This is a genomic window from Pseudomonas sp. 25 R 14, assembly GCF_900004755.1.
In the GTDB taxonomy this organism is placed as follows: domain Bacteria; phylum Pseudomonadota; class Gammaproteobacteria; order Pseudomonadales; family Pseudomonadaceae; genus Aquipseudomonas; species Aquipseudomonas brenneri.
The window spans coordinates 93,416-113,498 of sequence record NZ_CVTS01000066.1 but is presented as its reverse complement, the minus strand read 5'-3'; the positions used below and the strand labels follow the sequence as shown (position 1 = coordinate 113,498).

The following is a 20,083-nucleotide window of genomic DNA, read 5'->3' as shown; positions in this document are numbered from 1 at the left end:
TTAAATCGCATTGCGCAGGCTGAGGTTTTCCGGATGCGGTTGCAGGTACGCCTGCTGCGCGATGTAGCGGTCCGGGTGTTGGCGAAAGTGATGCTTGAGCAGGGTCAGCGGTACCACCAGCGGCACGATGCCGTGACGGTATTGGCCGATCAGGGTCTGCATTTCCTGTTTGTCTTCAGCGCTGATGACCTGCTTGAGGTAACCGCTGATGTGTTGCAGCACGTTGGAGTGGGTGCCGCGGGTGGCGCACTTTTTCAGTGCGCTCATTAGCTTGCTGAAATAGTCAGCGGCAAGGGCTTGCAGGTCGCAGCCCTTGCCCATGCTGCCCAACAGGTTGCCCAGGCTTTTGTAGTGGGCCGGGCTGTGGGCCATCAACAGGTATTTGTAGCGCGAGTGGAAGGCCAGCAGACGGTGACGGGTCAGCCCTTCAACAAGCAATTGCTGCCATGTGGCGTAGACAAACACCCGGGTCAGGAAATTTTCCCGCAACACCGGGTCGTGCAGGCGGCCATCTTCTTCCACCGGCAGGTTGGGGTGGCGGGCGCAGAATGCCTGGGCATAGATCCCACGCCCGCCACCATCGACCGGGGTGCCGTTGTCGCGGTAGACCTTGACCCGCTCCAGGCCACAGGACGGTGACTTCTGCATGAAAATGTAGCCGCACAGGTCGGTATGCTCGGCGGCCATGTCCTGACCATAGGCGTCCAGTGCGCCGGTCACGTTCAAGTCGCGGTGGACGGTACCCACGGCTTGCGGTTGTTGCGGGTCGCCCACCAGGCGAATCGGCTCGCGGGGGACGCCCAGGCCGATGGCGACTTCGGGGCACAGAGGCACAAAGTCGAAGTAGTCGGCGAGTGCCTGGCTGCACAGGGGCGATTGCTTGTGCCCGCCATTGAAACGCACGTTCTCGCCGAGCAGGCAGGCGCTGATGGCGATCCTGGGTTTGCCGGTGGTGGGCGCGGGGCTGGGCATGGCAAACCTCTGCAAAATTCCTGTACAGGGATTATTTCCTGTACAACTAATCTCATCATAGGTTTTGATGTGTACAAGTCAAATATTTTGTACAGGTTTTTCGGTCGAGGTTACTTCCAACCCATTTTCCAGTGCTCGGCATCTTGCAGGTTGTGCCAGGCCAGGCGTTCTGCCCGTCGGGTCAGCACGGCCTGTAGTTCAATCTCCAGTACCGTGCCTTGTTCATCGCGGAACAGCTCGGTGACCAGGAAATGCTTTTCCTTGTGCCGAGGGCGGGTTGCTGTCCATTTTGATAACAGCAACTTCGCCGGATTGATGCGCTTCATTGCAGGTGTTCAAGCAGGCGCCGCGCCGCTTCCTGGCCGCTGAGCCAGGCACCTTCGACCCGGCCCGACAGGCACCAGTCGCCACAGACATACAGGCCCAGGTCGGCATCGGCCAATACTCCCCATTCATGGCCGCCAGCAGGCCGGGCATACAGCCAGCGGTGGGCAAGGCTGAAGGAGGGTGCCGGCATGCTGCAGTGCAGCAGTTCGGCAAAGGCGCCGTGCAACAACTCGATGATGGCTTCCTTGGGCAAGTCCAGGTGCTGTTTGCTCCAGGCACTGGTGGCGTGCAGGATCCAGATGTCCGGCGTGGCGTCACGCCCTGGTTTGCTACGGTTGCGGGCCAACCAGTCGAGGGGGCTGTCTTGTACGAAACAGCCTTCCATCGGGGTATCCAATGGCGTTTCGAAGGCCAGGGCGACGGCCCAGGTCGGGTCCATTTTCACCCCGGCCGCCGTGCTCGCCAGTTTGGGCGCCGCAGCCAGCAGGGCTGTGGCCTGGTGCGCCGGTGTGGCAATAATCACATGGCTGAAGGGGCCATGATTGTCGCCGTCGGCGTCCAGCAGGTTCCAGTGCTGCTGGCCCTGGAACACTTCGGTGATACGGCAGCCAAACTCCACTGGCAGGTCATCGAGCAGTGCGCGGGTGATAGCGCTCATGCGCGGGGTGCCGACCCAGCGGGTCTGTTCGTCAGGGGAGGGGCTCAGTTGTCCGGATTGGCAGTTGTAGAGCTGCGGCTCCCACTCGGCAGCCCAACCATTGGCTTGCCAGCGTTGCACTTCATTGACGAAGCGTCGGTCGCGCGCGGTGAAATACTGTGCGCCCAGGTCCAGTGCGCCGGCCTCGGTGCGCTTGCTGGACATGCGCCCGCCACTGCCGTGGCTTTTATCGAAGAGTTGTACAACGTGCCCGGCATCGTTTAACGCTCGGGCGGCCGAAAGTCCGGCGATGCCGGTACCGATGATCGCGATGGGAACAGTCATGGGAGGCCTCGTTTTACCTTTGGGTACAGACTACGCCGACACCAATAGCTGTACAATATTGTTTTTTGGTATAAGTTTCGGCATGCCTTAACGTGTGGCGTGACCTATGGTTAAGCCTAGGTCTGGCCAATTAAAAAGATCCCTGCATATAAAATAGACCAGCGATGCCCGGCCAACGCTACAGGAGGAAGATCTCATGCATATTTTGCTGACCGGCGGTACGGGTCTGATCGGCCGCCAGCTCTGCCAGCACTGGAGCGCCCAGGGGCATCGGTTGACGGTCTGGAGCCGCAACCCCGCGCAAGTCGCCAGGTTGTGTGGTGAGCAGGTGCAGGGTGTCGCCCGTTTGCAGGACATAACGCAGCCGGTGGACGCGGTTATCAACCTGGCGGGTGCGCCGATTGCCGATCGTCTCTGGACGCACAAGCGCAAGGCGTTGCTGTGGAGCAGCCGGATCAGTCTGACGGAAACCTTGCTGGCCTGGCTTGAGGGCCTGGCGGTGAAACCTGCGCTCTTGATTAGCGGTTCGGCGGTGGGCTGGTACGGCGATGGCGGTGAGCGTGAGTTGACCGAAGCCAGCGGCCCGGTGCAGGACGATTTCCCCAGTCAGTTGTGCATCGCCTGGGAAGAAACCGCCCAGCGCGCCGAGGCATTGGGCTTGCGGGTGGTTTTGGTGCGTACTGGCCTGGTGCTAGCGGCTGAGGGCGGCTTTTTGTCGCGGCTGGTGCTGGCGTTCAAACTGGCCCTGGGCGGGCCTATCGGCAGCGGTCGGCAGTGGATGCCGTGGGTGCATATCAAGGATCAAATCGCCCTGATTGATTTTCTTCTGCACAAACCTGATGCCAGCGGTCCTTATAATGCCTGCGCGCCGCATCCGGTACGCAATCGCGAGTTCGCCAAGACCCTGGGCCAGGTCCTGCACCGCCCGGCGTTCATGCCCATGCCGGCGTTTGTCTTGCGGGTAGGGTTGGGAGAGTTGTCCGGCCTGTTGCTGGGCGGGCAGAAGGCGCTACCCGAGCGGTTGTTGGCTGACGGTTTCACTTTTCAGTTCACTGAGTTGCACGCGGCCCTGGACGACTTGTCCAGCCGCCTCTAGAGATAGGATGTTGCATGACGGATCACGCGTTGTTACTGGTCAACCTGGGTTCACCGGCGTCCACTTCGGTGGCCGATGTGCGTAGCTACCTCAATCAGTTTTTGATGGACCCGTATGTGATTGACCTGCCGTGGCCGGTCCGGCGCTTGCTGGTGTCGCTGATTCTGATCAAGCGTCCCGAACAGTCGGCCCATGCCTACGCCTCGATCTGGTGGGACGAGGGCTCGCCGCTGGTCGTGCTCAGCCGGCGCCTGCAACAGCAGATGACCGCCCAGTGGACCCAGGGGCCGGTGGAGCTGGCGATGCGTTATGGCGAGCCCTCGATCGAGAGCGTGCTGAGCCGCCTGGCCGGGCAGGGCATCCACAAGGTCACGCTGGCGCCGTTGTACCCACAGTTCGCCGACAGCACCGTGACGACCGTGATTGAAGAAGCACGGCGAGTGGTGCGGGACAAGCAGCTCGACCTGCAGTTCTCGATCCTGCAACCGTTCTACGACCAGCCGGAATACCTCGACGCCCTGGTGGCCAGTGCCAAGCCACATCTGCAGCAGGATTATGATCACCTGCTGTTCAGCTTCCACGGCCTGCCGGAGCGGCACCTGAACAAACTCAACCCCGGGCATTCGCTCGAAGGCGCGGGTGACTGCTGCGCCAATTCCTCGCCTGAAGTGCGCACCACCTGTTATCGCGGGCAATGCTTCAGCGTCGCCCGCGACTTTGCTGCGCGCATGGGCCTGCCGGACGATAAATGGTCGGTGGCGTTCCAGTCGCGCCTGGGCCGGGCGAAATGGATCGAACCCTATACCGAAGCCCGCCTGGAAGCGCTGGCCCGGCAGGGTGTGAAGAAATTGCTGGTGATGTGCCCGGCGTTTGTCGCCGATTGCATCGAGACCCTGGAAGAGATTGGTGATCGCGGGCTGGAGCAATTTCGCGAAGCCGGGGGCGAGGAGTTGGTATTGGTACCGTGCCTCAATGATGATCCGCAGTGGGCGGCGGCGCTCAATACCTTGTGTGAAAGAGCCCCCGTCAGCCTCTAACGTGGCAGCGGGCTTGTGTGGGAGCTGGCTTGCCTGCGATAGCATCACCGAGGTGTGACTGACACACTGAGGTGCCTGCATCGCAGGCAAGCCAGCTCCTACAGGGTTCAGTAGTGTTTATTCGTGGTGCGGTTGGCCAAGGAAGGTCAGTGAGCTGAACAGCGCGCGGGTCTGAATCTCGCTATCGCCTTTGACCGGTACTTCCACCTGCGCCGCAATCACATTCAACGCCTCGTTGCGCACCAGTACCTGGGCCCGGCCATCCTGGTCGGTCTCGGTGCTCAAGGTGTTCGGCGCGCTGCGGTAGTCGCCAATCAATTTGATCCCGGCCGCAGGCTTGCCATCGATCAGCACGCGCACGGGCAGCAGCTTGCCTGGGCCGACAGTCAGTGGGTCGACCTCGGGTACGATCACCATTTTCAACTGATCCAGGCTGGGCAGCTTCGCCCCGGCCTGATAGATCGCCAGGCTGTACTTCAGGGCCTGGGTGGTTTCGATGGCGCCGGGGACCTGGCTGCGGCCCTGGTTCACCCATTTCTTGTCCGGGGTTTGCGACCACAAGCCATTATCAAACGCCACGGCCAGCACGGCAGGGGACTTGAGCGGCTGCAGGCGCGCCTGGTCGTTGAGGCGCTGCACGGTCACCGGGATCATCCGTCCACTCGCGTCATAGGCCCAGGCACCGCTGACCTTATTCGCCTTGAAGGCTTCGTCCTCGGCACCGTGGCCGTAGACCACTTCGATATGCCCACGGCGTTGCTCGGTCCACAAGCCATGGGCCGATACCTGGGTGGCGAACAGCAGGCCGAGCACGGCCAATGATTTGAGCGCTTGCATGGTGAGGTCCTTTTACAGGTTGAGGGTCAGGCTGACGGTGAAGTTGCGCGGCTCTCCGGGGGTGACCCAGTAGTTGCTGTAGGAGCGCTCGAAGTACTTCTCGTCGAACAGATTGTTGAGGTTCAGGCCAACGGTTACGTTATCGCTGGCCTTGTAATGGGCCAGCAGGTCGACGGTGTGGTAGGCCGGCAATTCAAAGCTTTTGCCGGCTTCGCCGGAGCGGTCGCCGACATAGGTAAAGGCGGCGCCAAGGTCAGAACCGCGCAGGGCGCCATCCTGGAATTCATACACGCCCAACAGGCTGCCACTGCGCTTGGCCACGCCGAGAATGCGGCTGCCGGTGGGGATATCTTTGTCACCCTTGGTCACTTCGGCGTCGATATAGGCAAAGGCGCCAATCACTCGCACGGCGTCAGTCAGTTGCCCGGTCAATTGCAGGTCGAAACCCTGGCTGCGGGCCTTGCCGATGGCGCGTTTGGTGTCGGTGGCCGGGTCCGTGGCCAGGGTGTTTTCCTTGTCGATATGGAAGGCGGCGAGGGTGGTGCTCAAGCGGTCGTCGAACAGCTCGCTCTTGATCCCCACTTCATAACCGACGCCCTCCTCGGGCTTGAGGAAATCCCCGGCCGCGTCCAGCTCGCTTTGCGGTTTGAATGAGGTGGAGGCGTTGGCGAACACCCCCACTTGCGGCGTCAGTTGGTACAGCAAGCCGGCGCGCTGGGTTATGACGTCGTGGGTTTTCTGGCTTTTTTTACCGTTGGTGAAGTTATCCGAGCTTTGTTCAACGTGCTCCAGGCGCGCACCGAGCATGCCGCGCAAGCGGTCGGTAAAGATGATCTGATCCTGCAGGTTCAGCGCCTGGCTTTTGGTCTGGGCAAGGAAGTCACTGCCCGAGCGCTGGCCATTGGGCTTGGCCAGGCCGTAGATCGGCTTGTAGATGTCGATGGGATAGCTGCCGGCGATGGCGGTGACGCGCTCTTTCTTGCGGTAGTCCTCGTACTCGGTGCCGATCAGCAACTCATGCTGCCAACTGCCGATATCGAACCGGCCACGCAGTTCCAGTTGGGTGATGCTGTCATGCCAACCCATGGAGCGCTCGCGGTAGCGGCGGTTGATGGTATGCCCGTCGGCATTCAGTGCGCGGTTTTCCGAGGCGTAGCCCCACAGGCTGCCTTGTTTGTAATGGCTGGCCAGGCGCAGTTGCCAGGCATCGTTCAGGTGATGTTCGAGGGTGGCTTGCAGGCGGTTGTTGTGGTTGTCGATATCACCGTCGTTGGGCTCGCCGAGGAAGGTCGAGCGGGACATGCCGCTCCAACGGTTATTCGGCGCGACGATGCCACGGTCGAAGGTCGAGCTGTGGCGCACGAATTCGCTTTCCACCAGCAGGCTAGTGTCCGGGTCCAGTTGCCAGCTGAAAGACGGCGCGACAAACACTCGCTTGCTCTGCACGTGGTCGCGGAAGCTGTGGTTGTCTTCCACCGCCAGGTTGACCCGCGACAACACGGTGCCTTCGCTGTCCAGCGGGGTGTTGATATCGAGGGCGGTACGGTAGCGGTCCCAACTGCCAGCGCTGGTCTGCACAGTGGTGAAGGCTTCGGGCTGGGGTTTCTTGGTGACGATATTCACGGTGCCGCCGGGGTCGCCACGGCCATACAAACTGGCGGCAGGGCCCTTGAGCACTTCGATGCGTTCGATATTGGCCGTGTCCGGGGTGCTGGGGTAACCACGGGCGGCGCTGAAACCGTCCTGGTAGAACTCCGAGGTGGTGAAGCCGCGCACGCTGTATTCGTAGAGCGTCAGGCCACCAAAGTTGTTCTGCTTGGACACGCCGCCAGCAAATTCCAGGGCGCGTTCGACGTTGTTGCTGCCCAGGTCCTTGAGCACTTTGGCGGGGATCACACTGATCGATTGTGGAATATCCCGCAGGGCGGTGTCGGTCTTGGTCGCGCTGGCCGAACGGGTCGCGCGATAGCCCTTGACCGGGCCGGTGGCGGACTCATACGCCTCGCCGGTGATGCTGGTGGTGCCCAGTTCAAGGGTGTTGGTGTCTTCTGCAAACACCGGGTCCACCAGCAACCCCAAGGCGAGACCGGCCAGGGGGGCAAACTTTCGAGACGTCATGGTCTAACATTCCAATATCAATATTGAAATAATATAACATGACCATTGAGAATATATCTCTTTAAGGTGAGGCCTTTATTCTTGCTCTTTCACCGGTGCAGGCGGTGGACGCAGGCCCACTTCGGCCAGCAACTTGATTTCCTTGCCGTTGCGCATCACCTGGATCGCGACCTTTTCCGTCGGCTTGATCCGCGCCACCTGGTTCATTGACCGACGGCCATCGCCAGCCGGTTCGCCGTCGATGCTGAGGATCACGTCGCCGACCTGCATCCCGGCCTTTTCCGCCGGGCCGCCGCGCAGGATGCCGGCGATCACGATGCCTGGGCGCCCGGTCAGTCCAAAGGACTCCGACAACTCCTTGGTCAGCGGTTGCACTTCAATCCCCAGCCAGCCACGGATTACCTGGCCGTGCTCGATGATCGACTTCATCACTTCCATCGCCAGCTTCACCGGGATCGCAAAACCGATGCCCTGTGAGCCGCCGGACTTGGAGAAAATCGCGGTGTTGATGCCCGTCAGGTTGCCACTGGCATCCACCAGCGCGCCGCCGGAGTTACCTGGGTTGATCGCCGCGTCGGTCTGGATGAAGTCTTCGTAACTGTTGAGGCCCAACTGATTGCGCCCGGTGGCGCTGATGATGCCCATGGTCACGGTCTGGCCGACGCCAAACGGGTTGCCGATCGCCAGGGCCACATCACCGACCCGCAGGCCTTCGGAGCGGCCGATGGTGATGGATGGCAGGTTCTTCAGGTCGATTTTCAGCACCGCAAGATCGGTTTCCGGATCGCTGCCCACCACCCGCGCCAGGGTTTCGCGGCCATCACGCAGGGCCACCACAATCTGGTCGGCGCCGGTGCTCACGTGGTTATTGGTCAGGATGTAACCTTGCGGGCTCATGATCACCCCGGATCCGAGGCTTGATTCCATGCGCCGCTGCTTGGGCGAGTTGTCGCCGAAAAAACGCCGGAACTGCGGGTCTTCGAACAGCGGGTGCGCCGGTTTGTTGATGACCTTGGTGGTGTACAGGTTGACCACGGCGGGCGCCGCAACCACCACCGCATCGGCATAGGTCACCGGGCCTTGTTGCACCGCGCTGGTTTGCGGTGCTTGTTGCAGGTTGACGTCCAGGCTTGGCAGGCCGACCCATTGCGGATAACGCTGAATGATCAGCATCGCGATCAGCACGCCGGCCAACAATGGCCATCCAAAAAAACGCAGCGCCTTGAGCATCAAGTAAGTCCTGACAGGTTGCAGGGGGCGTGGGAGCGCCCATAATGTCGCGCATTATACGAGGCCGCGAGCGCCTCTGAACGGGATATTTAGGAGTCTTTTATGGCCGTCGCCCTGAGCACCCTGGTTGAAGAAGCGGATCGCTACTTGAACAGCGCGAAAATTGCCGACTACTGCCCCAACGGCCTGCAGGTCGAGGGCCGGCCGCAAGTGTTGCGCATTGTCAGTGGCGTGACCGCCAGCCAGGCGTTGCTGGATGCCGCGGTGGAAGCCGAGGCGGACCTGGTGCTGGTGCACCATGGCTATTTCTGGAAGGGCGAAAACCCTTGCATCACCGGCATGAAACAGCGCCGGCTCAAGACCCTGCTCAAGCATGACATCAGCCTGCTGGCCTATCACCTGCCGCTGGACCTGCACCCGGACGTGGGCAACAACGTGCAGTTGGCCCGCCAGTTGGACATCACCGTCGAAGGCCCGCTGGACCCGGACAACCTCAAGGTCGTCGGCCTCGTAGGCTCCCTGGCGGAACCGCTGTCGGCGCGGGATTTCGCCCGCCGCGTGCAGGAAACCATGGGCCGCGAGCCGCTGCTGATCGAAGGCAGCGCCATGATCCGCCGCGTCGGTTGGTGCACGGGCGGCGGCCAGGGTTATATCGACCAGGCCGTGGCGGCCGGGGTCGATTTGTACTTGAGCGGCGAAGCGTCGGAGCAGACTTTCCACAGCGCGCGGGAAAACGACATCAGCTTCATCGCTGCCGGCCATCACGCCACCGAGCGTTATGGCGTGCAGGCCCTGGGGGATTACCTGGCCCGACGCTTTGCCCTGGAACATCTGTTCATCGACTGCCCCAACCCGATCTGACAGATACCACCGAACAAATGTGGGAGGGGGCTTGCTCCCGATTACGGTGGTTCAGTCAACCAATCTGTTGAATGACACACTGCAATCGGGAGCAAGCCCCCTCCCACATTTGTCCGCGTTCCACGCCAAACTCGGCGGCATATTCATATACCGTTTCGATCTATCCAGCTCCCTGAATAGAAGAAGGTGCTGTGCTAGCATGCCTCGCTCGAACACGGCCCGCAGGCCGTCCAAAAAGAATCGTTTTCCCGTGAGTAGCCATGGTCGACAAACTGACGCATCTGAAACAGCTGGAGGCGGAGAGCATCCACATCATCCGTGAGGTTGCCGCTGAGTTCGACAACCCGGTAATGCTCTACTCCATCGGCAAAGACTCCGCCGTGATGCTGCATCTGGCGCGCAAGGCATTCTTCCCGGGCAAGCTGCCGTTCCCGGTGATGCATGTGGACACCCAGTGGAAATTCCAGGAAATGTACAAGTTCCGCGACCGCATGGTCGAGGAACTGGGCCTGGACCTGATCACTCACGTCAACCCGGACGGTGTGGCGCAGGGCATCAACCCGTTCACCCACGGCAGCGCCAAGCACACCGATATCATGAAGACCGAAGGCCTCAAACAGGCCTTGGACCAGCATGGTTTTGACGCAGCCTTCGGCGGCGCCCGTCGCGATGAAGAGAAATCCCGTGCCAAAGAGCGCGTGTACTCGTTCCGCGACAGCAAGCACCGCTGGGACCCGAAAAACCAGCGCCCGGAGCTGTGGAACGTCTACAACGGCAACGTCAACAAGGGCGAGTCGATCCGTGTGTTCCCGTTGTCCAACTGGACCGAACTGGACATCTGGCAGTACATCTATCTGGAAGGCATCCCGATCGTGCCGCTGTACTTCGCCGCCGAGCGTGATGTGATCGAGAAGAACGGCACGTTGATCATGATCGACGATGACCGCATCCTCGAACACCTGTCCGACGAAGACAAAGCCCGCATCGTCAAAAAGAAAGTACGTTTCCGTACGCTTGGCTGCTACCCGTTGACGGGCGCGGTGGAGTCCGAAGCCGAGACGCTGACGGACATCATCCAGGAAATGCTCCTGACGCGAACTTCCGAGCGCCAGGGCCGGGTCATCGACCACGATGGCGCAGGCTCCATGGAAGATAAAAAACGTCAAGGCTATTTCTAAGGGGCTGTCATGTCGCATCAATCTGATTTGATCAGCGAGGACATCCTCGCCTACCTGGGCCAGCACGAACGCAAGGAAATGCTGCGCTTCCTGACCTGTGGCAACGTCGACGACGGCAAGAGCACCTTGATCGGGCGCCTGTTGCACGACTCCAAGATGATCTACGAAGATCACCTGGAAGCCATCACCCGTGATTCGAAGAAAGTCGGCACCACCGGTGACGACATCGACCTGGCGTTGCTGGTCGACGGCCTGCAGGCCGAGCGTGAGCAGGGCATCACCATCGATGTGGCCTACCGCTATTTCTCCACCGCCAAGCGCAAGTTCATCATTGCCGACACTCCAGGCCATGAGCAGTACACGCGCAACATGGCCACCGGTGCGTCCACCTGTGACCTGGCGATCATCCTGATCGACGCGCGCTACGGCGTGCAGACCCAGACCCGGCGCCATAGCTTTATCGCCTCGTTGCTGGGCATCAAACACATTGTGGTGGCCGTCAACAAGATGGACATCAATGGCTTTGACCAAAGCGTGTTCGAGTCGATCAAGGCCGATTACCTGAAGTTTGCCGACGGCATCGCGTTCAAGCCGAGCACCCTGGCCTTCGTGCCGATGTCGGCGCTCAAGGGCGACAACGTGGTGAACAAGAGCGAGCGTTCGCCCTGGTACACCGGCCAGTCGCTGATGGAGATCCTCGAAACCGTCGAGATCGCCAACGACCGCAACTACACCGACCTGCGATTCCCGGTGCAGTACGTCAACCGTCCGAACCTGAACTTCCGTGGCTTTGCCGGCACCCTGGCCAGCGGCGTGGTGCACAAGGGCGACGAGGTTGTGGTGTTGCCGTCGGGCAAGAGCAGTCGCGTCAAGTCCATCGTCACCTTCGAAGGTGAACTGGAACACGCAGGTCCCGGCCAGGCCGTGACCTTGACCATGGAAGACGAGATCGACATATCCCGTGGCGACCTGCTGGTGCATGCCGACAACGTGCCGCAAGTGACCGACGCCTTCGACGCCATGCTGGTGTGGATGGCCGAGGAACCGATGCTGCCGGGCAAGAAATACGACATCAAGCGTGCGACCAGCTACGTGCCGGGCTCGATCACCAGCATTGTTCATCGCGTGGACGTGAACACCCTGGAAGAAGGTCCGGCCAGTGCCTTGCAGTTGAACGAGATCGGCCGGGTCAAGGTCAGCCTCGACGCGGCCATCGCCCTGGACGGTTACGCCAGCAACCGCACCACTGGCGCCTTTATCGTCATCGACCGTTTGACCAACGGCACCGTGGCGGCGGGCATGATTATCGCGCCACCGGTCGGCCATGGCGGCGCGGCGCAACATGGCAAGTTGGCCCACGTGGCCACCGAAGAGCGTGCGCAGCGTTTCGGCCAGCAGCCGGCCACCGTGTTGTTCAGTGGCCTGTCGGGCGCAGGCAAGAGCACCCTGGCCTACGCAGTCGAGCGCAAGCTGTTCGACATGGGTCGTGCGGTGTTTGTACTGGATGGGCAGAACCTGCGGCATGACCTGAACAAAGGCCTGCCACAGGATCGTGCCGGGCGTACCGAGAACTGGCGTCGTGCCGCCCACGTGGCGCGTCAGTTCAACGAAGCCGGCCTGCTGACCCTGGCCGCGTTTGTTGCGCCGGATGCCGAAGGCCGTGAACAGGCCAAGGCGTTGATCGGCAGTGATCGCTTGCTCACCGTGTATGTGCAGGCATCGCCGCTGGTGTGTGCCGAGCGTGACCCGCAAGGTTTGTACGCAGCCGGTGGGGATAACATCCCCGGCGAGTCGTTCCCGTACGACGTGCCGTTGAATGCCGACCTGGTGATCGACACCCAGGCCCTGTCGGTGGACGACAGCGTCAAGCAGGTGTTGGAACTGCTGCGCCAGCGCGGCGCGATCTAAACCTTGCTGTCACAAAAAGCCCGCCACCGATTACTCGGTGGCGGGCTTTTTGTGGGATCTTGAAAACAACCCGCTCCCACATTTTTGCTCAGCGACAGGCAGGATAATCCGTGTGAAGCTGGTCTAAAAGGGCATCCTTTTCAGTCCACAGGTTATTGATCCAGCCCTGGAACGCCGCCCGATACTCCCCATCCTGCTCATAATTCTTGCCAATGAACTCGGCCGGGATCTGCACCTCTTCAAACTGCACCACCACCTCCCGCACATTGCCGCACAGCAGGTCCCAATAACCAGGACGCCCGCCAGGGTAGTGAATGGTCACGTTCACCAGCGACTTCAACTGCTCGCCCATGGCATCCAGTACAAAGGCAATCCCACCGGCCTTGGGTTTGAGCAGGTAGCGGAACGGCGACTGCTGCTGCGCATGCTTGCCCTCGGTAAATCGCGTGCCTTCGGCAAAGTTGAAAATGCCGACCGGGTTGTCGCGAAACTTCGCACAGGTCTTGCGGGTGGTTTCCAGGTCCTTGCCTTTCTTCTCCGGGTGTTTTTCCAGATAGGCCTTGGTGTAGCGCTTCATGAACGGGAAGCCCAAAGCCCACCACGCCAGGCCAATCACCGGCACCCAGATCAGTTCCTGCTTGAGGAAAAACTTCAGCGGGCGGATGCGACGATTGAGCACGTACTGCAACACCATGATGTCGACCCAGCTCTGATGGTTGCTGGTCACCAGGTACGAGTGCTGGTAATCCAGCCCCTCAAGGCCCTTGAGGTGCCAGCGTGTACGGCGCACCAGGTTCATCCAGGCCTTGTTATTGCTGATCCAGGCCTCGTGGGTGTGGTTCATCAGCCACTCGCTCAAGCGCTTGGCAAACGGCAGCAGCTTGCACAGCGCGACGATAAACAGGAACGAGCACAACAGGATCGTGTTCAACGCCAGCAGCAGCGAGGCGATCACCCCGCGCACGGCGGCAGGCAGAAAATCCAGCATTTAGATATCCATAGGTCGGTTGGCGGCTTGAATCGCGGTCAGGGCGATGGTGTAGACAATGTCATCCACCTGGGCCCCACGGGGCAGATCGTTCACAGGTTTGCGCAGGCCTTGCAGCATCGGGCCGAGGCTGACGCAATCGGCACTGCGTTGCACCGCCTTGTAGGTGGTGTTGCCGGTGTTGAGGTCGGGGAACACAAACACCGTGGCCTTGCCCGCCACCTGGCTATTGGGCGCCAGTTGTCGGGCGACGCTTTCGTTGGCGGCGGCATCGTACTGCAACGGGCCGTCGATCAGCAGCGAACTCTGTTGTTCGTGGGCCAGCAGGGTGGCTTCGCGGACCTTTTCCACCTCTTCGCCGCTGGCCGAGTCACCGCTGGAATAGCTGATCATCGCCACCCGCGGGGTGATGCCGAAGGCGGCGGCCGAGTCGGCGCTTTGCAGGGCGATTTCCGCCAGTTCCGCCGCGCTTGGGTGCGGGTTCATCACGCAGTCGCCGTACACCAGCACCTGCTCGGGGAACAGCATGAAAAACACCGACGACACCAGGGTGCAGCCCGGTGCGGTCTTGATCAGTTGCAAGGCCGGGCGGATGGTATTGGCGGTGGAGTGGATGACACCGGAGACCAGGCCGTCCACTTCATCGAGCGCCAACATCATCGTGGCGATGACCACGGTGTCTTCCAGTTGCTGTTCGGCCATCGGTGCGTTGAGGCTTTTGCTCTTGCGCAGCGCCACCATCGGTTCGACATAACGCTCGCGGATCAGGTCCGGGTCAAGAATCTCCAGGCCTTCGGGCAACTCGATGCCTTGGGCACGGGCCACGGCTTCGACGTCGGCCGGCTTGGCCAGCAACACGCAACGGGCAATGCCCCGGGCCTGGCAAATGGCGGCGGCTTGCACGGTCAACGGCTCGCTGCCTTCGGGCAACACAATGCGCTTGTTGGCCGCCTGGGCACGCTGGATCAACTGGTAGCGGAACACCGCCGGTGACAGGCGCATCTCCCGTGGCGTGCCGCAACGCTGGTGCAACCAGCGCGCGTCCAGATGGCTGGCGACGAAGTCGGTGATGATCTCCGCGCGCTCGCGGTCATCAATCGGAATTTCCTTGTTCAGGCTGTTGAGCTGGTTGGCGGTGTCGTAGGAGCCAGTGCTCACCGACAACACCGGCAACCCGGCCTGGAACGCGCCACGGCACAGATCCATGATGCGCGGGTCGGGCAGGGTGTCGCTGGTCAGCAACAGACCGGCCAGGGGCACGCCATTGATTGCGGCCAGACTGACGGCGAGGATGATGTCGTCACGGTCTCCCGGTGTCACCACCAAGACACCGGGCTTGAGCAGTTCCACGGTGTTGCGCATGGTGCGCGCGCAAATGATGATCTTGGTCATGCGCCGGGTTTCATAGTCACCGGCATTGAGCACTTGGGCGCCCATCAGGTCGGCCACGTCACGGGTGCGCGGCGCATTGAGCTCCGGTTGGAACGGAATACAGCCCAGCAGGCGGAAATCGCCACTGCGCAGCAACGGCGAATGCTCCTTGAGGCGGGCGGCGAAGGCTTCCATGCTTTCGTCGGTCTGCACCTTGTTGAGGATCACGCCGAGCACTTTCGGGTCTTTCGGGCCGCCGAACAGTTGCGCCTGTAATTCCACGCGACCGGACAGTTCGGTCAGCACTTCGTTTTCCGGCGCAGAGACGAGGATGACTTCGGCATCCAGGCTTTTGGCCAGGTGCAGGTTGACCCGGGCCGCATAGCTGGCGCTGCGGGTTGGCACCATGCCCTCGACAATCAGCACGTCCTTGCCCACGGCGGCCTGCTGGTAAAGGGTGATGATTTCTTCGAGCAGTTCATCGAGCTGGCCATCGCCGAGCATTCGCTCGACATGGGCCAGGCCCAGGGGTTGTGGCGGTTTCAGGCCGTGGGTGCGCGCCACCAGCTCGGTGGAGCGTTCAGGCCCGGTGTCGCCAGGGTGCGGCTGGGCAATCGGCTTGAAGAAGCCGACTTTCAGCCCGGCCCGCTCAAGGGTACGCACCAGCCCAAGGCTGATGGAGGTCAGACCCACACCAAAATCGGTGGGCGCGATAAAAAAAGTCTGCATGCGAATTCTCTGGAGGTGCATGGCTTGGGTGGCGCTCTATGGTTGAGCGTCGACCGCGAATCAGGTGCCAAGGGTATCGTTATCCGGGCCCTGCGCACACCAGCCACAGGCAAAGGGCTGGCCTATTTTTGCCAGGCGTTGCGCCGGGTCAAGGACCCAGGCCCGGGATTGCCAGGGCGGCTGGTGGCGCAGGTGCTGCGTATGGCCGCAGGACAACGCGACAACCCAGTGTCCGTCTGCGTCCTGCTGAAATCCTGCGACCGTCGGGTCACTGGATCGACCCCGTCTGTCCGGGTTCTGTTCGCTTTCGGGCAAATCCTTGTTTAGACTTGTCCGTTCTTCATTCTTATGCAAAAGGTCTCGCCCCATGACGATCGCCGCTAACAAGGCTGTCTCCATCGACTATACCCTGACCAACGACGCTGGTGAGGTCATCGACAGCTCCGCCGGCGGCGCGCCGCTGGTCTACCTGCAAGGCGCAGGTAACATCATCCCAGGCCTGGAAAAGGCCCTGGAAGGCAAGAACGTTGGTGATGAGCTGACCGTTGCCGTAGAACCTGAAGATGCCTACGGCGAGTACTCGGCCGAACTGGTCAGCACCCTGAGCCGCAGCATGTTCGAAGGCGTCGATGAGCTGGAAGTGGGCATGCAGTTCCACGCTTCCGCGCCGGATGGCCAGATGCAGATCGTGACCATTCGCGACCTGGACGGCGACGACGTGACCGTTGACGGTAACCACCCGCTGGCAGGCCAGCGCCTGAACTTCCAGGTCAAGATCGTTGCCATCCGCGACGCTTCCCAGGAAGAAGTGGCTCACGGCCACGTGCACGGCGAAGGTGGTCACCACCATTAATTGACGGGCGATGCCAGTCAGTTGAAAAGAAAGGCGCCTTCGGGCGCCTTTTTTGATTGGCGGCTATTCTTGCCGACTTGACGGTTGTAATCTCGAATGGCCGTTACGAAGAATATGGGAAATCTGGAGTTTGTCATGAGTGCTTTCCACGACCTGAAACTCAAAGCCCTGGATGGTCAGGAGCTGCCTCTGGCGCCCTACAAGGGGCAAGTCGTGCTGGTGGTCAATGTCGCCTCCAAATGTGGGCTGACCCCGCAATACGCCGCGCTGGAAAACCTCTACCAGCAATACAAGGACCAGGGGTTTACCGTACTGGGCTTGCCGTGCAACCAGTTTGCGGGGCAGGAGCCGGGAACGGAGGAAGAAATCCGCGAATTTTGCAGCCTCAACTACGGCGTGACCTTTCCATTGGGCAGCAAGTTGGATGTGAACGGTCCTGATCGCCATCAGTTGTACCGTCTATTGGCGGGTGAGGGCGCCGAGTTTCCCGGGGATATCACCTGGAATTTCGAGAAGTTCCTGCTGGGCAAAGATGGGCGGGTTTTGGCGCGGTTCTCCCCGCGCACAGCGCCTGATGACCCCACGATCGTCCAAGCCATCGAAAAAGCCTTGGTCTGACCTACTTAGGAGCCGGCTTGCCGGCGATGATGCCCGAAAGAACACCTCGGGGTGTCAGGTAGACAACATCACCGTTAACGACCATCGCCAGCAAGCTGGCTCCTACAGTGTTTTGTGTAGCTCCCGGCTTTTGCACCTTAATCACCGCAATCAATAGTGCTACCCAGCCCTCCGCGTGCGCCATATTATCCGCATCATAAAATCCATCTGCCGCGGAGTGCTCCCATGCCTGTCCAAGCCTTGTTCAAACCTTTCCAGCTCGGCGCACTGCAATTGCCGACCCGCGTGGTCATGGCGCCGATGACCCGTTCGTTTTCTCCCGGTGGCGTGCCGAACGCCAAAGTGATCGAGTACTACCGTCGCCGTGCGGCGGCGGGTGTAGGGCTGATCATTACCGAAGGTACGGTGGTGGGCCATCAGGCTTCCAACGGGTACCCGAACGTTCCGCATTTCTACGGTGAAGCGGCATTGGCCGGCTGGAAGAAAGTCGTCGATGCGGTGCATGCCGAAGGTGGCAAGATTGTTCCGCAACTGTGGCACGTGGGTAGCGTGCGGCGCATCGGCACCGAGCCGGATGCCAGCGTGCCGGCCTATGGCCCGATGGAAAAACTCAAGGATGGCAACGTGGTGGTCCACGGTATGACCGTCCAGGATATCAAGGAGGTGATCGCGGCCTTCGCCCAGGCTGCCAAGGATGCCCAACGCATTGGCATGGACGGCGTGGAAATCCACGGTGCCCACGGTTATCTGGTGGACCAGTTCTTCTGGGAAGGCAGCAACCAGCGCACCGATGAATACGGTGGCAGCCAGGCCAATCGTTCGCGCTTTGCCATTGAGTTGATCCAGGCCGTTCGGGCCGCAACAGGTCCTGAGTTTCCGATCATTTTCCGCTTCTCCCAATGGAAGCAGCAGGATTACACCGCGCGTCTGGTGCAAACCCCTGAGGCGTTGGGGGAGTTTCTCAAGCCGTTGTCTGACGCCGGTGTGGATATTTTCCATTGCTCCACCCGCAGGTTCTGGGAGCCTGAGTTTGATGGCTCCGAGCTGAATCTGGCGGGCTGGACCCGCAAGCTCACGGGCAAACCGACAATCACCGTGGGCAGTGTCGGCCTGGACGGTGAGTTCCTGCAGTTCATGGTCAACACCGACAAAATCGCACAGCCGGCGAGCCTGGAAAAACTCTTGGAGCGCTTGAACAACGATGAGTTCGATCTGGTGGCTGTGGGCCGGGCGCTGCTGGTGGATCCGGATTGGGCGTTGAAGGTGCGTGAAGGGCGTGAAGGCGATATTTTGCCGTTCAGTCGTGAGGCGTTGACGACCCTGCGATGACGGGTTGCATCGCGGTTGCCCGCCAGTGAGCCGACGATGGGGCGACTCACTGGCAGGCTGCTATTGGAGTCAGCCTGCTGGTGAGATGTTCGGCTTGGTCATATTATTGACGAAAGGTCGATCTGGAGCGCGTTGCGGGTCCCCGAGTTTAGTGCTTCCTGGATTACTCGGTTTATCATATGCGACTTGATTCTGCTGTATGTTTTTTTCCTGTGGGGTGTCTTCGGGAAAGGGGCGGGGCTTGGTATAGGAATCTAAATTCGCCAATGCAGGGGATTGAGTATTGATGTGCATAGATATGAACCTTTTGGCTATGGAGTTTGTTCAAGCTAACCTCGGTATGCACACACGGTGTTTGGCCAGCGCTACCTAGGTCAACGTTCAGTGGCAATAAACAAACTCAGCGTTCCTTGAGATCAGGTAACAAATTGCACGGGCTCAATGATCTGGCAAGTGGCGAGCATTCATGGGGGAAAAGGTAAGGATGGTGCAGTAAAGTGTGCTGCACAGACGCCCCGCAACTGCCTTTCAAACTGTTCGATAATCGCCGGCCAGCCCTGACGGCTGGCGTGTTGCCTAGCGTTGAGTCGTACCCTGCGAAGGAGCTCATGCTCTTCCAGCAACCAACTGGCCGCATCGCAAAAACCATCTTCGTCCCCTGGCATAGCCACCGCACCACTGTAGCCATGGCGGATGTGCTGGGTAGCGGCCGCCTGGTCATAGGCCACCACGCCCAGCCCCGATGCCATCGCTTCCAGCACCACATTGCCAAAGGTTTCGGTGAGGCTGGGGAACAGAAACAGATCCCCGGAGGCATAGTGTCGGGCCAATTCCTCACCGCGTTGCGCCCCGCAGAAAATCGCATTGGGAAGGGCCTTGGCCAGCGCTTCGCGTTGCGGTCCGTCACCGACGACGATCAGCTTCAAACGACGTTGTGGATAAGTCGCCTGCAACCCGTCGAAGCAGCGTTTGAGCAGCCCCAGGTTTTTCTCCGGCGCCAGGCGCCCGACATGCACGATTGCAATATCTTCATTGCCCAGCCCCCATTGCCCACGCAGGGCATTGTCACGTCTGGCCGGGTGGAACAGTTGGCTGTCGACGCCGCGTGACAACAGGTCCAGGCGTTCGAAGTGGCGGCGCTCCAGCTCCAGGCGCTGGCTGACGCTGGGCACCAGGGTCAGGGTGGAACGGTTGTGGAACCAGCGCAGGTAATGGGTCAGTACCCGGCTGAGCATGCCCAGGCCGTACTGGCTGGAGTACTGCTGGAAGTTGGTATGAAAGCCGCTGACCACGCTGATCCCCAGGCGCCGTGCCGCACGCAGGGCCGACAAGCCCAGTGGGCCTTCGGTGGCGATATACAGCACATCGGGGCGCCGGCGCTTCCAGCGGCGCAGCAGTTTGTGCATTGAGGACTGGCCCCATTGCAGGCCGGGATACCCCGGCAAGGGCCAGCCGCGACACAGCAACAGGCCGTCGTCGCTGGGGCGACTCTGGTCGCCACCCTGGCGCGGGCGCACCAGTTCCACCTGATGCCCACGTGCGCGCAACCCGTCACACAGGCGACCAAGGGTATTGGCCACGCCGTTGATTTCCGGTGGGAAGGTTTCGGTAATCAGGGTGATATTCAGGAAAGCTGTCGTCATGCAGCC

General features: G+C 60.8%; 18 protein-coding genes. 8 read left to right on the top strand and 10 right to left on the bottom strand.

Annotation, left to right across the window (positions count from 1 at the left end; translation table 11 throughout):
• The 3 genes from BFQ03_RS25915 to BFQ03_RS25905 form a co-directional block, all read right to left on the bottom strand.
• A complete protein-coding gene (locus tag BFQ03_RS25915) occupies positions 1-972 on the bottom strand; it encodes a YbgA family protein (protein ID WP_065944302.1) in 972 nt (323 codons plus the stop codon).
• A 110-nt stretch (positions 973-1,082) separates the two neighbouring features.
• The gene (locus tag BFQ03_RS25910) at positions 1,083-1,298 is read right to left on the bottom strand and encodes a TIGR02450 family Trp-rich protein (protein ID WP_065944301.1); all 216 of its coding nucleotides are present in this window, start codon (positions 1,296-1,298) and stop codon (positions 1,083-1,085) included.
• Positions 1,295-2,281, bottom strand: a complete 987-nt coding sequence (locus BFQ03_RS25905; RefSeq protein ID WP_065944300.1) for an NAD(P)/FAD-dependent oxidoreductase — start codon at positions 2,279-2,281, stop codon at positions 1,295-1,297. The genes BFQ03_RS25910 and BFQ03_RS25905 overlap by 4 nt, the downstream gene beginning before the upstream one ends.
• A 196-nt stretch (positions 2,282-2,477) precedes the next feature.
• Between BFQ03_RS25905 and BFQ03_RS25900 the strand changes: the two genes are divergently transcribed.
• Positions 2,478-3,377, top strand: coding sequence for a TIGR01777 family oxidoreductase (locus tag BFQ03_RS25900; RefSeq protein WP_065944299.1), 900 nt, complete (start codon positions 2,478-2,480; stop codon positions 3,375-3,377).
• Between the two features lie 14 nt (positions 3,378-3,391).
• Complete coding sequence (hemH, locus tag BFQ03_RS25895) at positions 3,392-4,414, top strand: ferrochelatase (RefSeq protein WP_065944298.1); 1,023 nt, start codon at positions 3,392-3,394, stop codon at positions 4,412-4,414.
• A 117-nt stretch (positions 4,415-4,531) separates the two neighbouring features.
• Here hemH and BFQ03_RS25890 read toward each other — a convergent pair whose 3' ends face one another.
• The 3 genes from BFQ03_RS25890 to algW form a co-directional block, all read right to left on the bottom strand.
• Complete coding sequence (locus BFQ03_RS25890) at positions 4,532-5,251, bottom strand: DUF4198 domain-containing protein (protein ID WP_032857743.1); 720 nt, start codon at positions 5,249-5,251, stop codon at positions 4,532-4,534.
• 12 nt (positions 5,252-5,263) lie between these two features.
• A complete protein-coding gene (locus tag BFQ03_RS25885) occupies positions 5,264-7,369 on the bottom strand; it encodes a TonB-dependent siderophore receptor (RefSeq protein WP_065944297.1) in 2,106 nt (701 codons plus the stop codon).
• 75 nt (positions 7,370-7,444) lie between these two features.
• On the bottom strand, positions 7,445-8,599 hold the full coding sequence (algW, locus tag BFQ03_RS25880; RefSeq protein WP_032857740.1) for a Do family serine endopeptidase AlgW: 1,155 nt from the start codon (positions 8,597-8,599) through the stop codon (positions 7,445-7,447).
• A gap of 102 nt (positions 8,600-8,701) precedes the next feature.
• Between algW and BFQ03_RS25875 the strand changes: the two genes are divergently transcribed.
• The 3 genes from BFQ03_RS25875 (at position 8,702) to cysN (ending at position 12,546) form a co-directional block, all read left to right on the top strand.
• Entirely contained in the window at positions 8,702-9,460 is a 759-nt protein-coding gene (locus BFQ03_RS25875) for a Nif3-like dinuclear metal center hexameric protein (protein ID WP_032857738.1), read from the top strand.
• A 260-nt stretch (positions 9,461-9,720) separates the two neighbouring features.
• Positions 9,721-10,638: a sulfate adenylyltransferase subunit CysD gene (cysD, locus tag BFQ03_RS25870; RefSeq protein ID WP_032857736.1), complete on the top strand. Its 918-nt coding sequence runs from the start codon at positions 9,721-9,723 to the stop codon at positions 10,636-10,638.
• A gap of 9 nt (positions 10,639-10,647) precedes the next feature.
• Positions 10,648-12,546, top strand: a complete 1,899-nt coding sequence (gene cysN / locus BFQ03_RS25865) for a sulfate adenylyltransferase subunit CysN (protein ID WP_032857734.1) — start codon at positions 10,648-10,650, stop codon at positions 12,544-12,546.
• Positions 12,547-12,634: 88 nt separating this feature from the next.
• Here cysN and BFQ03_RS25860 read toward each other — a convergent pair whose 3' ends face one another.
• Genes BFQ03_RS25860 through BFQ03_RS25850 form a run of 3 tightly spaced genes read right to left on the bottom strand, consistent with a single transcriptional unit; the run spans position 12,635 to position 16,033 of the window.
• Positions 12,635-13,534: an acyltransferase gene (locus BFQ03_RS25860; RefSeq protein WP_065944296.1), complete on the bottom strand. Its 900-nt coding sequence runs from the start codon at positions 13,532-13,534 to the stop codon at positions 12,635-12,637.
• Positions 13,535-15,634, bottom strand: a complete 2,100-nt coding sequence (pta, locus tag BFQ03_RS25855) for a phosphate acetyltransferase (protein ID WP_032857730.1) — start codon at positions 15,632-15,634, stop codon at positions 13,535-13,537.
• Between the two features lie 60 nt (positions 15,635-15,694).
• Positions 15,695-16,033: a DUF3565 domain-containing protein gene (locus tag BFQ03_RS25850; RefSeq protein ID WP_082445526.1), complete on the bottom strand. Its 339-nt coding sequence runs from the start codon at positions 16,031-16,033 to the stop codon at positions 15,695-15,697.
• Between BFQ03_RS25850 and BFQ03_RS25845 the strand changes: the two genes are divergently transcribed.
• The 3 genes from BFQ03_RS25845 to BFQ03_RS25830 all read left to right on the top strand — a co-directional run bounded on the left by BFQ03_RS25845 (position 16,002) and on the right by BFQ03_RS25830 (position 18,434).
• The gene (locus BFQ03_RS25845; RefSeq protein ID WP_003188398.1) at positions 16,002-16,487 is read left to right on the top strand and encodes an FKBP-type peptidyl-prolyl cis-trans isomerase; all 486 of its coding nucleotides are present in this window, start codon (positions 16,002-16,004) and stop codon (positions 16,485-16,487) included. The two genes, BFQ03_RS25850 and BFQ03_RS25845, sit on opposite strands and share 32 nt — an antisense overlap.
• Positions 16,488-16,622: 135 nt before the next feature.
• A complete protein-coding gene (locus BFQ03_RS25840) occupies positions 16,623-17,105 on the top strand; it encodes a glutathione peroxidase (protein ID WP_032857725.1) in 483 nt (160 codons plus the stop codon).
• 225 nt (positions 17,106-17,330) lie between these two features.
• Positions 17,331-18,434: an NADH:flavin oxidoreductase gene (locus tag BFQ03_RS25830; protein ID WP_065944294.1), complete on the top strand. Its 1,104-nt coding sequence runs from the start codon at positions 17,331-17,333 to the stop codon at positions 18,432-18,434.
• 464 nt (positions 18,435-18,898) lie between these two features.
• On the opposite strand, the gene BFQ03_RS25825 is transcribed toward BFQ03_RS25830, so the two are convergent.
• The gene (locus BFQ03_RS25825) at positions 18,899-20,077 is read right to left on the bottom strand and encodes a glycosyltransferase family 4 protein (RefSeq protein WP_032857832.1); all 1,179 of its coding nucleotides are present in this window, start codon (positions 20,075-20,077) and stop codon (positions 18,899-18,901) included.
• Positions 20,078-20,083: the final 6 nt, after the last annotated feature.

What these genes read in the sequence shown, in the direction of transcription:
- BFQ03_RS25915 (WP_065944302.1), bottom strand. Translation starts at nt 972, where the DNA reads ATGCCCAGCCCCGCGCCCACCACCGGCAAACCCAGGATCGCCATCAGC.
- BFQ03_RS25910 (WP_065944301.1), bottom strand. Translation starts at nt 1,298, where the DNA reads ATGAAGCGCATCAATCCGGCGAAGTTGCTGTTATCAAAATGGACAGCA.
- BFQ03_RS25905 (WP_065944300.1), bottom strand. Translation starts at nt 2,281, where the DNA reads ATGACTGTTCCCATCGCGATCATCGGTACCGGCATCGCCGGACTTTCG.
- BFQ03_RS25900 (WP_065944299.1), top strand. Translation starts at nt 2,478, where the DNA reads ATGCATATTTTGCTGACCGGCGGTACGGGTCTGATCGGCCGCCAGCTC.
- hemH (WP_065944298.1), top strand. Translation starts at nt 3,392, where the DNA reads ATGACGGATCACGCGTTGTTACTGGTCAACCTGGGTTCACCGGCGTCC.
- BFQ03_RS25890 (WP_032857743.1), bottom strand. Translation starts at nt 5,251, where the DNA reads ATGCAAGCGCTCAAATCATTGGCCGTGCTCGGCCTGCTGTTCGCCACC.
- BFQ03_RS25885 (WP_065944297.1), bottom strand. Translation starts at nt 7,369, where the DNA reads ATGACGTCTCGAAAGTTTGCCCCCCTGGCCGGTCTCGCCTTGGGGTTG.
- algW (WP_032857740.1), bottom strand. Translation starts at nt 8,599, where the DNA reads ATGCTCAAGGCGCTGCGTTTTTTTGGATGGCCATTGTTGGCCGGCGTG.
- BFQ03_RS25875 (WP_032857738.1), top strand. Translation starts at nt 8,702, where the DNA reads ATGGCCGTCGCCCTGAGCACCCTGGTTGAAGAAGCGGATCGCTACTTG.
- cysD (WP_032857736.1), top strand. Translation starts at nt 9,721, where the DNA reads ATGGTCGACAAACTGACGCATCTGAAACAGCTGGAGGCGGAGAGCATC.
- cysN (WP_032857734.1), top strand. Translation starts at nt 10,648, where the DNA reads ATGTCGCATCAATCTGATTTGATCAGCGAGGACATCCTCGCCTACCTG.
- BFQ03_RS25860 (WP_065944296.1), bottom strand. Translation starts at nt 13,534, where the DNA reads ATGCTGGATTTTCTGCCTGCCGCCGTGCGCGGGGTGATCGCCTCGCTG.
- pta (WP_032857730.1), bottom strand. Translation starts at nt 15,634, where the DNA reads ATGCAGACTTTTTTTATCGCGCCCACCGATTTTGGTGTGGGTCTGACC.
- BFQ03_RS25845 (WP_003188398.1), top strand. Translation starts at nt 16,002, where the DNA reads ATGACGATCGCCGCTAACAAGGCTGTCTCCATCGACTATACCCTGACC.
- BFQ03_RS25850 (WP_082445526.1), bottom strand. Translation starts at nt 16,033, where the DNA reads ATGGAGACAGCCTTGTTAGCGGCGATCGTCATGGGGCGAGACCTTTTG.
- BFQ03_RS25840 (WP_032857725.1), top strand. Translation starts at nt 16,623, where the DNA reads ATGAGTGCTTTCCACGACCTGAAACTCAAAGCCCTGGATGGTCAGGAG.
- BFQ03_RS25830 (WP_065944294.1), top strand. Translation starts at nt 17,331, where the DNA reads ATGCCTGTCCAAGCCTTGTTCAAACCTTTCCAGCTCGGCGCACTGCAA.
- BFQ03_RS25825 (WP_032857832.1), bottom strand. Translation starts at nt 20,077, where the DNA reads ATGACGACAGCTTTCCTGAATATCACCCTGATTACCGAAACCTTCCCA.